General features: G+C 58.5%; 15 protein-coding genes. 13 read left to right on the top strand and 2 right to left on the bottom strand.

What is annotated here, in order from left to right:
• The first annotated feature begins 153 nt into the window (after positions 1-153).
• The 12 genes from ACR0D8_RS06090 (at position 154) to ACR0D8_RS06035 (ending at position 11,933) form a co-directional block, all read left to right on the top strand.
• The gene (locus ACR0D8_RS06090) at positions 154-1,044 is read left to right on the top strand and encodes a YicC/YloC family endoribonuclease (protein ID WP_480645241.1); all 891 of its coding nucleotides are present in this window, start codon (positions 154-156) and stop codon (positions 1,042-1,044) included.
• A gap of 17 nt (positions 1,045-1,061) precedes the next feature.
• Positions 1,062-1,703 (top strand): guanylate kinase, encoded by a 642-nt coding sequence (gene gmk, locus ACR0D8_RS06085; protein WP_475160695.1) that lies wholly within the window; start codon positions 1,062-1,064, stop codon positions 1,701-1,703.
• Positions 1,700-2,224: a gamma carbonic anhydrase family protein gene (locus ACR0D8_RS06080; protein ID WP_475160694.1), complete on the top strand. Its 525-nt coding sequence runs from the start codon at positions 1,700-1,702 to the stop codon at positions 2,222-2,224. Before gmk ends, ACR0D8_RS06080 begins: the two co-directional genes overlap by 4 nt.
• A gap of 32 nt (positions 2,225-2,256) precedes the next feature.
• Complete coding sequence (locus tag ACR0D8_RS06075) at positions 2,257-3,303, top strand: ATP-binding protein (RefSeq protein ID WP_480645240.1); 1,047 nt, start codon at positions 2,257-2,259, stop codon at positions 3,301-3,303.
• A gap of 204 nt (positions 3,304-3,507) precedes the next feature.
• The gene (locus tag ACR0D8_RS06070) at positions 3,508-4,548 is read left to right on the top strand and encodes a substrate-binding domain-containing protein (RefSeq protein ID WP_480645238.1); all 1,041 of its coding nucleotides are present in this window, start codon (positions 3,508-3,510) and stop codon (positions 4,546-4,548) included.
• 84 nt (positions 4,549-4,632) lie between these two features.
• Positions 4,633-6,105, top strand: a complete 1,473-nt coding sequence (gene pstC, locus ACR0D8_RS06065; RefSeq protein ID WP_480645237.1) for a phosphate ABC transporter permease subunit PstC — start codon at positions 4,633-4,635, stop codon at positions 6,103-6,105.
• Positions 6,102-7,463 carry a phosphate ABC transporter permease PstA gene (gene pstA / locus ACR0D8_RS06060; RefSeq protein WP_480645235.1) on the top strand — a complete coding sequence of 454 codons (1,362 nt, stop codon included), beginning with the start codon at positions 6,102-6,104 and terminating at the stop codon, positions 7,461-7,463. The genes pstC and pstA overlap by 4 nt, the downstream gene beginning before the upstream one ends.
• A gap of 12 nt (positions 7,464-7,475) precedes the next feature.
• The gene (gene pstB, locus ACR0D8_RS06055) at positions 7,476-8,273 is read left to right on the top strand and encodes a phosphate ABC transporter ATP-binding protein PstB (protein ID WP_475160683.1); all 798 of its coding nucleotides are present in this window, start codon (positions 7,476-7,478) and stop codon (positions 8,271-8,273) included.
• Positions 8,274-8,289: 16 nt separating this feature from the next.
• A complete protein-coding gene (gene phoU, locus ACR0D8_RS06050) occupies positions 8,290-8,991 on the top strand; it encodes a phosphate signaling complex protein PhoU (RefSeq protein ID WP_475160682.1) in 702 nt (233 codons plus the stop codon).
• A gap of 12 nt (positions 8,992-9,003) precedes the next feature.
• On the top strand, positions 9,004-9,693 hold the full coding sequence (gene phoB, locus ACR0D8_RS06045) for a phosphate regulon transcriptional regulator PhoB (protein ID WP_475160681.1): 690 nt from the start codon (positions 9,004-9,006) through the stop codon (positions 9,691-9,693).
• Between the two features lie 128 nt (positions 9,694-9,821).
• Positions 9,822-11,051: an acyl-CoA dehydrogenase gene (locus ACR0D8_RS06040; RefSeq protein WP_480645233.1), complete on the top strand. Its 1,230-nt coding sequence runs from the start codon at positions 9,822-9,824 to the stop codon at positions 11,049-11,051.
• 120 nt (positions 11,052-11,171) lie between these two features.
• A complete protein-coding gene (locus ACR0D8_RS06035) occupies positions 11,172-11,933 on the top strand; it encodes an SDR family oxidoreductase (protein ID WP_480645232.1) in 762 nt (253 codons plus the stop codon).
• Positions 11,934-11,935: 2 nt separating this feature from the next.
• On the opposite strand, the gene ACR0D8_RS06030 is transcribed toward ACR0D8_RS06035, so the two are convergent.
• Together ACR0D8_RS06030 and ACR0D8_RS06025 are read right to left on the bottom strand one after the other, a co-directional pair.
• Entirely contained in the window at positions 11,936-12,805 is an 870-nt protein-coding gene (locus ACR0D8_RS06030; RefSeq protein ID WP_480645231.1) for an acyl-CoA thioesterase, read from the bottom strand.
• A gap of 51 nt (positions 12,806-12,856) precedes the next feature.
• Positions 12,857-14,086 (bottom strand): serine hydrolase domain-containing protein, encoded by a 1,230-nt coding sequence (locus ACR0D8_RS06025; RefSeq protein ID WP_480645229.1) that lies wholly within the window; start codon positions 14,084-14,086, stop codon positions 12,857-12,859.
• Between the two features lie 40 nt (positions 14,087-14,126).
• Here ACR0D8_RS06025 and ACR0D8_RS06020 point away from each other — a divergent pair, with 40 nt between their 5' ends.
• A complete protein-coding gene (locus ACR0D8_RS06020) occupies positions 14,127-14,885 on the top strand; it encodes a DsbA family protein (RefSeq protein WP_480645227.1) in 759 nt (252 codons plus the stop codon).
• Position 14,886: the final 1 nt, after the last annotated feature.

The raw sequence follows: 14,886 nt of genomic DNA, 5'->3' as shown, positions 1-14,886 counted from the left end.
TTGACACGGGTTAATTCAATTTTGGAGCAATTCTTTAATGAATGGTTAACTTCCGGGTCGCATTGCCAAACTCAGCAAAGACTTGCCCTGCGTGCGCCGATGGCATTAGGTGCGGCAGGCACAAGGGAACGGGCGGCTATTGAAAGGGCAGGCATGATCAGATCCATGACCGGTTTCGCCTCGGGCAAAGGGGCGTTCGGACCCCATAGCTGGACTTGGGAACTGCGCAGCGTAAACGGCAAGGGGCTGGATCTGCGCGTACGTACGCCGGATTGGCTGACCGGGCTTGAGACAGCGCTGCGGGCGCAGATGTCAAAGGCGTTGAGCCGGGGAAATGTCACGCTGTCGCTCCGATTAAGCCGGGATGAGACCGCACCGGATCTTGTCCTGAACGAGGCGGCGATGGAGGCCGCGCTGAAGGCTTTGGCCCGCACGCAAGAGATGGCGACCGCACACGGCGTCACGCTGACGCCGTCCACCGCCGCCGATCTAATCGCCGTCAAGGGAATGCTGGATGCCGGCAGCGACGTGGACGATCCGGCCCCACTGACGGCTCAGTTGACGACGGAATTTGCCGGTCTGCTGGACGCGTTTATCGACATGCGGCGGACCGAAGGGCAGGCTCTGGCCGAGATTCTGGACGGCCAGCTTCGTCAGGTCGCGGAGCTGACGGCGCAGGCGGCGGAACTGGCGGATCAGCGCAAGGACAAGATGGCCGAGACATTGCGCGAAAACCTTGCGCGGGTACTGGACAACGCGCAGGGGGCCGACCCGGACCGGGTGGCACAGGAACTGGCCCTGATCGCGGTCAAGGCGGACATTACCGAAGAGATCGACCGCCTGAAGGCGCATGTGACGGCGGCGCGCGATCTTCTTGCACAGGACGGCGCGGTCGGGCGCAAGCTGGATTTCCTGATGCAGGAATTCAACCGCGAGGCCAACACGCTGTGTTCCAAGGCGCAAAGCGCCGAACTGACCTCGGTCGGGCTTGAGTTGAAGGCCGTAATAGATCAGATGCGCGAGCAAGTGCAGAACGTGGAATAAAGACAGGAGCGCCCCAAATGGCGGATCGACGCGGCCTTTTAATCATTCTGTCCTCGCCTTCGGGTGCGGGCAAATCGACCCTGGCCAGAAGGCTGATGCAATGGGACAGCGGGCTGGAGTTTTCGGTTTCTGCCACGACCCGCGCACCGCGACCCGGTGAGGAACATGGGCGTGAGTACTATTTTCTGAGCGAAGACGCCTTTAAACAACAGGTCGCCGAGGGGCAGATGCTGGAACATGCCCATGTGTTCGGCAACTTCTACGGCTCGCCCGCGGGACCGGTCCGCGACTCGATCAACGCGGGCAGGGACGTTCTGTTCGACGTGGACTGGCAAGGTGAAGTTCAGATCCGGAACTCCGATCTGGGCAAACACGCGTTGTCGATCTTCATCCTGCCGCCTTCGATCCCGGAACTGCGCCGCAGGCTGGAAAGCCGCGGGCAGGACAGCGACGACGTGATCGCAAAGCGGATGCTGAAAAGCTGGGATGAGATCAGCCACTGGGGGTATTACGACTACGTGCTGGTCAACGATGACCTGGACGCGACCGAGGAAAAGCTGAAAACCATCGTCAGCGCCGAGCGCATGCGCCGCATCCAGCAACCCAGACTGCAGGATCACGTCCGTACCCTGCAAAGCGAGTTCGAGGGGCTGTCATGACCATTTACGCATTGGGCGACCACGTTCCGCAAATTCACGAGGACACCTGGGTCGCGCCGGACGCCAATCTGATCGGCAAAGTGGTGCTGGAGCAGGGGGCCTCGGTCTGGTTCGGATGCACCATTCGCGCGGATCATGAAGAGATCCGGGTGGGTGAGGGCAGCAACGTTCAGGAGAACTGTGTCATGCATATTGACGCCGGGTTCCCGCTGACCATCGGCCGCAATTGCACCATCGGACATAAGGTGATGCTGCATGGCTGCACGATCGGGGAAAACACTCTGATCGGTATGGGCGCAATCGTTCTGAACGGTGCACGGATCGGAAAGAACTGCCTGATCGGGGCAGGGGCGCTGATCACCGAAGGGAAAGAGATCCCCGACAATTCGCTGGTCATGGGGTCACCGGGCAAGGTTGTGCGGCAACTGGACGAAGCCGCGGCACAAAAGATCACCTTCAGCGCTTTGCACTATCAGCAGAACATGCGGGCGTTTCGCGATATGATGAAGCCCGTGTCGTAACGCCCGTCGCCCATCCGCAAGAGACCGAAATCATGTCATACGACCTGCTTGCCGAATTCGTCTCGGCCATTCCCATGCCGGCGCTCATGGTCGATCAGACAGAGCGGATCATCGCGGCCAACACGGATGCCCGAACGCTTTTGGGTCAGAATATCGTCAGCCGGCATTTCGCCACCATCCTCCGGCAGCCCCAGGTTATCGAAGCGATGGAGCAAAGCCTGCGGAGCAAGGGTTCTGCAAAAACCCGGCACCTGTCGAATGACGGCGCACAGGACACGACGTTCGAGGTGCAGTGCCGGTATATGCGCGACGTGGGCGCAGTGTCCGGCGGAGCGGTTCTGGCGATTTTTCAGGATATCACGCATGTGGAACAGGCCAGCCAGATGCGGCGCGATTTCGTGGCAAATGTCAGCCATGAACTGCGCACGCCCCTGACCGCGTTGATGGGGTTCATCGAAACCCTGCGCGGACCTGCCCGCGACGATGTTGCCGCGCGCGAACGGTTTCTGCAGATCATGACCGAGGAAGCCAACCGCATGAACCGTCTGGTTGGCGATCTGCTGTCACTGAACCGTGTCGAAAGCGAGGAGCGGGTCCGGCCGAAAGAGCAGCTTGAACTGACGGGCCTGCTGCAATCGACGCTCAATTCACTGCGGCCTCTGGCCGAAGATGCGGGTGTGGAACTGTCGCTGAACGCCTCTCAGGGACCGGTGTCGCTGACCGGGGACAGCGATCAGTTGCGTCAGGTGTTCACCAACCTGATCGAGAACGCGATCAAATACGGCGGCAGTGGCGGCGTCGTCGAAGTGCGCGTCATGTCGTTGGAACGGGATACCGCGATGCGCGGTCCTGCGGTCCGGGTTCAGGTTATCGACAAGGGCCCCGGAATAGACGCCGTTCATCTGCCCCGCCTGACCGAGCGTTTCTATCGCGCCGACAGTCACAGATCCCGTCAATTGGGCGGCACCGGGCTGGGTCTGGCGATTGTAAAGCACATCATCAATCGCCACCGGGGGCGGCTGCGTGTGGAAAGCGATCTGGGCAAGGGGACAATCTTTACCGTTATCCTGCCACGCTGATCGTAAGCCTCGTCTATGTGACACTGCCAATCGCGCCCGTATGTAAAGAATGCATGGCAGCTTTGCGTTACGTCAGCCCGGTTTATCCGTTTCTGTCATAAAGCTGTTACATGGGTGTCACAAAAGGCTTACGCACGACTCGTAGAGGTTCGCGCAAGATCATCATGGGGGTGATCACTAACTCTATCTCTCAAGGAGACTGAAATGTCCTTTGTAAAACTGTCGGCTTCTGCTCTTGCTATCGCTGCCGTATCGGCCACCACGGCCGCTGCTCGTGATCAGGTTCAGGTTGCTGGTTCATCGACCGTGCTGCCTTATGCCTCAATCGTAGCTGAAGCCTTCGGTGAGAACTTTGACTTCCCGACACCGGTTGTCGAGTCGGGTGGTTCCTCGGCCGGGTTGAAGCGTTTCTGTGAAGGTGTTGGCGAAAACACCATCGACGTTGCCAACTCGTCGCGCAAAATCCGCGAGAAAGAAATCAAGGCCTGTGCTGATGCGGGTGTGACCGACATCATCGAAGTCCAGATCGGCTATGACGGCATCGTCTTTGCCAGCGACATCAACGGCAACTCGTTCGAGTTCACGCCGGAAGACTGGTACAAGGCCCTGTCGGCACAGATTGTTGTGGACGGCGAACTGGTCGACAACCCGAACAAGACCTGGGCTGACGTGAACCCGAACTTCCCGGCACAGCCGATCGCCGCTTATATCCCGGGCACCAAGCACGGCACTCGCGAAGTGTTCGAAGACAAGGTGATCCTGGCCGGTTGTGAGCATCTGGGCGATTTCGACGCTTACAAGGCTGCAAACGGTGACGACAAGAAAGCCGCCGAGAAAGCCTGTATTGCGCTGCGCACCGACGGCGTTTCGGTCGACATCGACGGCGACTACACCGAGACCCTGGCCCGCATCGACAGCAACAAGGACGGCATCGGCGTCTTTGGTCTGGCGTTCTACGAGAACAACACCGACAAGCTGCAGGTTGCGACCATGTCCGGTATCGTTCCGTCGACTGAGTCGATTGCAACCGGCGAATACCCGGTTTCGCGCCCGCTGTTCTTCTACGTGAAGAAAGCCCATATCGGCGTGATCCCCGGCCTGAAAGAATATGCTGAGTTCTTCGTCGCCGACGAAATCGCAGGCCCCGACGGCCCGCTGGCCGAATACGGTCTGGTCTCGGATCCGGAACTGGCGAAAGTTCAGGAAGCCGTTGCCAACGAAGCCGTTCTGGGCGGCGGTTCCTAATCACCCTTGTGAACAGAACCGGGGCGCTCAAAGCACGCCCCGGTTCATTTTGACTCCATTTACTGCCATCCCCACGGAGTTCTCATGGCGTTATCCTGGCTGTTGCTGATCCTGCTTGCACTGGCAGTGATTGGATTTTTCACGGGTCGGTCCCGTGCCTTGGCAAGCGCGGGAGGAGATGCCCGCGAGTTGCATTCGCTGCCATCATATTATGGTTACAATGTCGCGCTTACAGCGCTTGTACCGGCTCTGGGGGTTTTGATTGTCTGGCTTCTGGTTCAGCCGATGATCGTAAACAATTCGGTGTCCGGCCTGATCCCTGATCATGCAATCACGGAAGGAACGGACCGGAGTCTTGTCATGAGCGAAGTGCGCCGCGTCGCGGACGGCCTGGATGGCGCAGTTGCTCTGGGCACGATGAGCGAAGCACAGGCGCAAAATCCCAACGCTGATATTGATGAGCTTACGGCAGCGCTGAAAGACGCGGGCCAGGTCCTGACGCAGGAGATTACTCAGCCTATTCTGGTCGCAGCGCAGAAATACCGCAACATGACCGGAATGGGTACTGTCGTGATGCAAGTCGTTGTTCTGGCACTTGCTCTGCTTGGCGCGGCCTTTGCTTATGTGCGCACACATAAGGAATTCCGCGCCCGCAACGTCGTCGAACAGGGTATTCTGGCGCTGCTGTTGCTGGCTGCGTCCATCGCCATTCTGACGACGGTCGGGATCGTCCTGTCGATGCTGTTCGAGACGATGAACTTCTTCCAGATGCATTCGTGGCGGGACTTCTTCTTTGGCAGCACATGGGCGCCCAACTTCCGCGGCGGGAGTGAGCTTTCGATCCTGCCACTGCTGTGGGGTACGCTGTATATCTCATTGATCGCGCTGCTCGTGGCGGTGCCGATCGGCCTGTTCGCGGCGATCTACCTGTCGGAATATGCATCCGGCGCGACGCGGTCGATTGCCAAACCGTTGCTTGAGATCCTCGCCGGCATTCCCACCATCGTCTATGGTCTGTTTGCCCTGCTGACCGTGGGGCCGGCGCTGGTGTCGCTTTTCGGTGATGGCGGCGCGCTGGGGCTGGGCTGGATGGCCAGTTCAAACGCGGTTCTGACTGCGGGCCTGGTGATGGGCATCATGTTGATCCCGTTCGTGTCGTCGCTGTCGGACGACATCATCAATGCTGTGCCGCAGTCCATGCGCGACGGCTCGCTTGGGCTGGGTGCGACCCATTCCGAAACCGTGCGCAGCGTGATCCTGCCCGCAGCGCTGCCGGGCATCGTCGGAGCCATCCTGCTGGCAGCAAGCCGAGCCATTGGCGAGACGATGATCGTGGTGATGGCGGCAGGTGCGATTGCCAAGTTTTCGGGGAACCCGTTCGAGGCGATGACCACGATCACAACGCGGATCGTCAGTCAGCTGACCGGGGACACCGATTTTGCCAGTGCCGAGACATTGGTGGCCTTCGCGCTGGGACTGACCCTGTTCATCATCACGCTGGGGCTGAACATCTTCGCCCTCTACATCGTACGCAAATATCGGGAGCAGTACGAATGACCGAAGTTTCCCAAACTCCAAGCGCTGCTCCTTCTGCGAAGCCCAAGGGCGGATCGCTGTTCCAGCAGGACGCACGCACCAAGCGCCGCAACGCGGCCGAGAGCCGGTTCAAGATGTACGGGATCGCGGCCATTGGCGTCGGCTTGCTGATGCTGGTCGTGCTGGTCACCAACATCGTGACAGCCGGCACCGGCGCATTCCAGCAGTCCTTCCTGGAACTGGATGTGAACTTGCTGGAAGACAAGCTGGACAAGAAGGGCAACCGGAACATCGAAGAGATCAAAAAGGTTTCGACCTTCGGCTACGCGCCCCTGATTGCGGCCGCACTGGAAAGCGAAGTTCAGAAGCTGGGCATCGAAACCGATCTGAAGCCAAAGGAAATGGGTGGGATTCTGTCCAAGGCCGCGCAGGCAGAGCTGCGGAACTACGTTCTGGCCAATCCCGATGAAATCGGCAAAACGGTCAGCTTCCGGTTCCTCGTCAACAGCCGTGTGGACGGGTACATGAAGGGCCGCGTGACGCGCGAGTCGATTGCCAACGACAAAAGCATCAGCACCGCTCAGCTTGATTTCGTGGATCAGCTGCGGGACGCCGGAGTGCTTTACAAGGCGTTCAACCCGGACTTCATCTTTGGTGCGGACGCATCGGATCAGCGGCCCGAGGCTGCGGGGATCGGCGTCTCGATGCTGGGTTCACTGTTCATGATGCTGGTTGTGCTGGCGCTGGCCTTGCCCATCGGGGTTGCGGCCTCGATCTATCTTGAGGAATTCGCGCCGCAGAACCGGCTGACCGATATCATCGAGGTAAATATCTCGAACCTGGCGGCGGTTCCGTCGATCGTGTTCGGTATTCTGGGTCTGGCTGTGTTCATCAACTACATGCATCTGCCGACTTCAGCACCGCTTGTGGGCGGTCTGGTGCTGACGCTGATGACCCTTCCAACGATCATCATCTCGACCCGCGCGTCGCTGAAAGCGGTTCCGCCTTCGATCCGGGACGCCGCGCTTGGGGTAGGGGCCTCGAAAATGCAGGCAGTGTTCCACCACGTTCTGCCGCTGGCCGCGCCCGGTATCCTGACCGGCACGATCATCGGTCTGGCACAGGCGCTGGGGGAAACCGCGCCGCTGCTGCTGATCGGGATGGTGGGCTTTATCGCGTCGAATCCACCTGATGGGTTAGTTGCGGGCTTCCTGTCCCCGAACTCGGCCATGCCGGCGCAGATCTACGAATGGTCGAAACGCGCCGACCCGGCCTTTTATGAACGCGCATGGGGAGGCATCATCATTCTGCTGATATTCCTCGTGACGATGAATACAATCGCGGTCATTCTGCGCCGCCGCTTTGAACGCCGCTGGTAATTGGGGGCTATAATGAACGACATGACACGAGTGGAGAGAACCGTGGACGCAAAAGATATCAAAATCGCCGCGAACAAGGTTCAGGTTTATTACGGTGATACCCACGCCATCAAGGACGTGGACGTAGAGATCGAAGACAAGACAGTAACGGCCTTTATCGGCCCGTCGGGTTGCGGCAAGTCCACCTTCCTGCGTTGTCTGAACCGGATGAACGACACGATCGACATCTGCCGGGTCGAAGGTGATATCCTGCTGGACGGCGAAGACATCTATGACAAGCGCGTCGACCCGGTGCAGTTGCGCGCCAAGGTGGGCATGGTGTTCCAGAAGCCGAATCCGTTCCCCAAGTCGATCTATGACAACGTGGCCTATGGTCCCCGCATCCACGGCCTTGCCAAGAATAAGGCGGAACTGGATGAGATTGTCGAGAAATCTCTGCGTCGCGGCGCGATCTGGGATGAGGTCAAGGATCGTCTGGATGCCCCGGGTACCGGCCTGTCGGGCGGGCAGCAGCAGCGTCTGTGTATTGCCCGCGCCGTCGCGACCGAGCCCGAGGTCTTGCTGATGGACGAACCCTGTTCGGCGCTGGACCCGATTGCAACCGCACAGGTCGAGGAACTGATCGACGAGCTGCGCTCGCGCTATTCGGTGGTGATCGTGACCCACTCGATGCAGCAGGCCGCGCGGGTCAGCCAGAAGACCGCGTTCTTCCACTTGGGCAACCTAGTCGAATTTGGCGAAACAGGTCAGATTTTCACCAACCCCGAAGATCCCCGCACCGAAAGTTACATCACCGGCCGCATCGGCTGAGCACAGGTATATTGCGATGAGCGAACAACATATTGCATCCGTATTCGACCGGGATCTCGAAGCGATCCAGGCCCATATCATGAAGATGGGCGGCCTGGTCGAGGCCGCCATCATGAGCTCGGCACGCTCACTTGAGACCCGGGACGAAGAACTGGCCCACCGCGTTCGCGAAGGCGACAAGGCTATTGATGCGCTGGAAGACCTGATCAACGAGGAAACAGCCCGCGTGATCGCGCTGCGCGCGCCAACCGCGGGCGACCTGCGTCTGGTCCTGTCGGTGCTGAAAGTGTCGGCAAACCTGGAACGTATCGGCGATTATTCGAAGAATATCGCCAAACGCACCACGGTTCTGGTCAACGCAGGTGAGATCAACGGCAGCGCCGCCGCCCTGCGCCGCATGGCGCGCGAGGTGGAGCGGATGCTGCGCGACGCTCTGGATGCTTATATCCAGCGCGACGCCGAACTGGCCGCTGACGTCATCGAGCGCGACGAGGAAGTCGATCAGATGTATAACGGTCTGTTCCGTGAGTTTCTGACCTTCATGGCCGAGGATCCGCGCAACATTTCCGCCTGTATGCACTTGCATTTCATCGCCAAGAACATCGAGCGCATGGGCGACCATGTCACCGCCATCGCCGAGCAGGTCGTCTATCTTGTAACCGGTGAACGCCCGGCCGAAGCCCGACCCAAAGCAGATATTACGTCGCAATCCGCCTAGGAGATCTGAAGAATGTCAGCTGACCAACCAACCGTTCTGGTTGTCGAGGACGAACTGGCCCAGCGCGAAGTGCTGGCCTATAACCTCGAAGCTGAAGGATTCCGCGTGTCCAAAGCGGCCAGCGGCGACGAAGCCATGCTGCTGGTTGACGAGGACAGCCCGGACATCATCGTACTGGACTGGATGATGCCCAACCTCAGCGGGATCGAGGTCTGCCGCCGTCTGAAATCCCGTCCCGACACGCGATCGATCCCGATCATCATGCTGTCGGCCCGGACCGAAGAGGTCGACAAGGTGCGCGGGTTGGAAACCGGGGCGGATGATTATGTCGTCAAGCCGTATTCGGTCGTCGAATTGATGGCACGCGTGCGCACGCAGTTGCGCCGGGTGCGGCCCGCAACCGTCGGTCTGCGGCTGGAGTTCGACGACATCGTTCTGGATTCAGAGACACATAAGGTCAGCCGGGACAGCAAGCCGCTAAAGCTTGGCCCGACCGAGTTTCGGCTGCTGAGCACCTTCATGGAAAAACCGGGTCGCGTCTGGAGCCGCGAACAGTTGCTGGACCGCGTCTGGGGCCGCGATATCTATGTGGATACCCGCACTGTGGACGTCCACATTGGTCGTCTTCGCAAGGCACTGACGCAACATGGCGGCGAAGATCCCGTGCGGACAGTGCGCGGCGCCGGCTACGCCCTGGGCTGAACCGGACCGGGGCAGGGGCGTCGCCGGTGGCCTATGAGTTTTCCTCATGGGTGAATGCAAAACTCTTACTGTTTTTTGTCCGGTGGCCGGGTTAGTTTGCGGCGAAGCTGACTGAGCGGAGAAGCATTATGAACGCCCCTGACACCAAGCCGGCCCTGCGTGCCAAAGATGCGCCTGACATGGGCAATTTCACTTGGGACGATCCGTTTCGCCTGTCAGATCAGCTGAACGAAGACGAACGGATGATCGCCGCCAGCGCGCAGGCTTACGCGCAGGAAAAGCTTCAGCCGCGCGTGCTCCAGGCGTTTCAGGACGAGGAAACCGATCCCGAAATCTTTCGGGAAATGGGCGAAATGGGCCTGTTGGGCACCACGATTCCCGAAGAGTATGGCGGGCTCGGGGCAGGGTACGTGTCCTACGGTCTGGTCGCGCGCGAGGTTGAACGTGTCGACTCGGGGTATCGCTCGATGATGTCCGTTCAAAGCTCGTTGGTCATGTATCCGATCTACGCCTACGGATCAGAGGAACAGCGCCGGAAATACCTGCCGAAACTGGCCAGCGGCGAATGGATCGGCTGTTTTGGCCTGACCGAGCCCGATGCCGGGTCCGATCCGGCCGGCATGAAAACCCGCGCCGAGAAGATTGATGGCGGTTATCGTCTGACCGGCAGCAAGATGTGGATTTCAAATTCTCCGATTGCGGATGTGTTTGTTGTCTGGGCCAAGTCTGATGCGCATGAGGGCAAGATTCGTGGTTTTGTTCTTGAAAAAGGCCTCAAGGGGCTGAGCACTCCGAAAATCCGGAACAAGATGAGCCTGCGCGCCTCGATCACCGGCGAAATCGTTCTGGACGGCGTCGAGGTGGACGAGGGCGCTCTGCTGCCGCATGTGCAGGGACTGAAAGGACCGTTCGGCTGTCTCAACCGCGCGCGGTACGGGATCAGCTGGGGCGTTATGGGGGCCGCCGAAAGCTGTTGGCACGGAGCCCGCCAGTATGGGTTGGATCGTAAGCAGTTCAACAAGCCGCTGGCGCAAACGCAGCTGTTCCAGCGCAAGCTGGCGGACATGCAAACCGAAATCGCACTGGGGCTACAGGCAAGTCTGCGCGTCGGTCGTCTTATGGATCAGGCCGAAGCCGCGCCCGAAATGATCTCGATCGTCAAACGCAACAATTGCGGCAAGGCGTTGGACATTGCGCGCATGGCCCGTGACATGCATGGCGGAAACGGCATATCGCTGGAGTTCCAGGTCATTCGTCACATGGTAAACCTTGAGACCGTGAATACATATGAAGGCACGCATGACGTTCACGCGCTGATCCTGGGGCGGGCACAAACCGGATTGCAGGCCTTCTACTGAGGTGACCCAATAAGCGCGTAATCGGTATTATGGTTAAATAGTTTATGTCCGAAAACCGGGTTTGCCATTAACTACCAATGTCTTACGGTCACGCCTTAAAGACAAGCTGCGGAGTGTCAGATGGTTCTGAACGAAAAAACTGTCGTCGTGACCGGTGCCGCGCAAGGTATTGGCAAAGGTTTGGCTGAGCGTTTTGCCAAGGAAGGTGCTCATGTCGCTTGCGCCGATATTGATTTGGACGGTGCAACTGAGGTCGCGCAGTCTATTGGCGGCTCAGCGGTACATTGCGACGTTTCAGACGAAGCGCATATCAAATCCCTGATCGACACGGTTGAAAACACTATCGGACCGATTGATCTGTTCTGCGCCAATGCGGGAATTCTGACGCTGGGCGGTCTCGATGTTCCGGATGAAGATTGGGATCGGATCTGGAAGATCAATGTCATGTCGCATGTCTGGGCGGCGCGTCACCTTGTTCCGCGAATGATCGAACGTGGCGGCGGTTACTTCATGACAACGGCCTCGGCTGCCGGATTACTCAATCAGCCGGGTGCGGCACCTTATGGGGTTACGAAACATGCGGCTGTTGGGTTCGCAGAGTGGCTTTCTTTGACATATGGCCACAAAGGTCTGCGCGTGTCGGTTCTGTGTCCGCAGGCCGTTCGGTCTGAAATGACACGCGGGCACGAGTTTTCCGTCGCATCAATAGACGGCATGCTGGAGCCCGAGGACGTAGCCGAAGCCTGTGTGAAGGCTATCGAAGCGGAACAGTTTCTGGTGCTGCCGCATCCGCAGGTTCTGGACTATATGCGGCACAAAGCTGGCGACTATGATCGCTGGCTGGGCGGAATGCGGAAGCTAAATCAACAGTTTATCGAGTGATCCTAAGATTTCCGCTGAGCTTTTCGCATAAGCCCTTCCTGCGCAACTGACGCGACCAGAGTACCGTCCTCTGAGTAGATCGACCCGCGGTTAAAACTGCGCCCCTGCCCGGCCCATGGCGAATCCATCGCGTAAAGATGCCAGTTCTGAAACTGCACAGGCGCGTGAAACCATAAGGTATGATCCAGGCTGGCTCCGTTGACTTCGCCGGTGAACCAGCTGAGCCCATGGGGTCGCATCCCCGAACTCATCAGGTACATATCCGACGCGTAAGCCAGCAAAAGGTGCTGGGTCACCGGGTCGGCATTTGCGGCGGCGCCCATGCGAAACCAGATCTGGTTGCGATCATCGGATTTCTCGGGCGTAAACGGGTGCAGATGGCTGGCTTCGCGAACCTCGATGGGACGTTCACGCAATAGCTCTCCGCGCAGCTTTTCGGGCACCAGTTCCACGTATCTCTGCCGCAGATCGGTGCGGGCCGGATAGTGTTCGGGCGCTTCCATCCTGGGCATTTCGTGGTGATGACCCCAACCTTCATCCTGTATATGGAATGAAGCCGACATGTTCAGAATTTGCTTGCCGTGCTGAATAGCGACAACGCGTCTGGTGGTGAACGAACCTCCATCCCGTGCTCTATCCACCTGATAAATAACGGGAATGGACGGATCACCGGGGCGAATGAAGTAGGCGTGCAGGGAATGGCACAGCCGCTCCTCGACCGTGCGGTATGCGGCAGCAAGCGCCTGAGCGATGACCTGACCGCCAAAGATGCGCGTCGGGGTTTCGCCGCCGGAACCGGTGCCCCGAAACAGGTCGACTTCAAGCCTTTCGATGTCCAGCAGGTCCAGAAGGATACGTTCTGCTTCGGTCATGCCCGGATCTCCGATTTGGTGCATGTGCCTTGGGTATCAGCGCGTTGGGTGTCATTCAATCATTGCCCCAAGGACAAGCGCTTTTAGTTCCGCGCGGGATGGATAGGAACTGGACGGTGAGAGCTGTGTAAAGAAAACAGCAGTCATTTCGTTCAGACGGTCGACCCAGAAAAAGGTCGAAGCCATTCCGCCCCAGCTGAAATCACCCGGCGTTCCCGGAACGCGGGTTCTGCCCGGATTTATGACCACAGCGCCACCCAGTCCGAACCCTGTGCCTTCCATCGGCTGTTCTGCAAAGCTCTGCGGTCCCATGGATGCGATATCGCCGGGCAGGTGGTTGCGCATCATGAAGTCCACGGTTTTTGGCCCCAACAGACGATATCCGTTGCCCTGCCCCATATTTCGCAACATTTCGGCAAAGCGCGAATAATCGTCGATGGTGCTGACCAGACCGCCACCGCCCGAGAACGTGACTGCATTTTCAAAGGGCGACTCGCCGGCCTGATCCACCAGACGCAGGGTCTCTGCACCGGTCTTGGCCGAATTCAGGTCCATCGCGTCGCCTGCCAGCGGCGTGTAAAGTGACGCAAACCTGTCTACCGCGCGGGAAGGTACGGAAAACCCGGTTTCGTGCATGCCCAGCGGTTCAAAAATCTCAGCCTGAAAAAACTGATCAAGCGTTTGCCCGGAAACCACTTCAATCACCCGGCCCAGCACATCAGTCGCGACCGAATACTCCCATCGCGTGCCCGGTTGAAACGCCAGAGGAAAACTGGCTAAGTCTCTTACACGATCCGCCAAAAGCCCCTGATTAGGCGCGAAAATCAGGTCGACCTCATCCATCGCGTCCGGCAACAATCCCGGGTTGAACGAATAGCTGAAACCGCTTGTATGCGTGAGCAAATGGTGCAGCGTCGGCGACGGCGCAGCCTCTGTCTGATCCAGTCGGGCCGCACCGGGGATCAGCGCGCGAATATCCTGAAATTCGGGGATGAAGTCGGACAGCAGGGCATCCAGATGCAATTGCCCCCGTTCGACCAGCATCATCAGCGCAACCGACGTTATCGGTTTGGTCATCGAATAGATGCGCGCTACTGTGTCCCGTTGAAAGCTCAGATCACGCTCGACACTTCGTTGACCGCAGGTGTGAAAGAACACCTCGTTGCCCTTGTGTCTCACCAACAGCGCGTTGCCCGCGTATTTCCGCTGATCGACATATCGCTGCATCCAGCCGGGTATACGGCCCAGTCGCGTTGGATCGAACTTGGTCTGGCTTTGCATATGGTCCGGGTCCTTTGGTTTCCCGTTGGATATTGGGCCCTTGCGGATTGAATTAACAGGGAAATCAATCACCGGCTTGCGGGCGAAACGCACACCTATACGTATTGTCCGGACGGGCTGTTACACTGACGTAGTAACAGATTCGCCGATTGCGGGATGGTTAGTCCGATTTTTCACGCCCCGGAGGAGAAACATGGCGCAACATATAGATTTTGTGTACGATTTCTGTAGTCCGAATGCCTTTCTTGCGCACAAGGTTCTGCCCGATCTGGCGAAAAAGAATGGCGTTCGGGTGAGCTATGTACCGGTGCTGCTGGCCACGGTTTTCAAGGCGACCAACAACCAGAGCCCGTTTCAGGCGTTTTCCGAGAACCGACAGAAATCTGCGTATCTTACGCATGATCTGCATCGGTTCGCTCGTGCCCGTGGGTTGAGTTTCCACATGAGCCCGCATTTTCCGGTCAACACCAGGTTTGCCATGCGGGGCGCGGTCTATGCTTCTGGAAAGCCATGGGAAAACAAATATGTAAAGGCCATATTTGATGCGATCTGGGTCCACGGTCAAAAAGTTGATGAACTTGGCGTCCTGACCGAAATTCTGCACGAAAAGGAGTTGCCCGTCCGCAAGATGCGCGAGGCGATGACCAGCATCGACATCAAACAGCAATTGAAAGAGCAGACCAAGGCCGCAGTCAAAAAGGGCGTTTTTGGTGTGCCCAGTATGTTTGTCGGCTCCGAGATGTTTTTCGGGAAAAACAGCCTCGGAAACCTGGAGCTTGAACTGAAGCGTAATGCGTAGT

It is taken from the genome of Ruegeria sp. BG10 (assembly GCF_056538575.1).
This window is presented reverse-complemented; position numbering and strand designations above follow the sequence as displayed.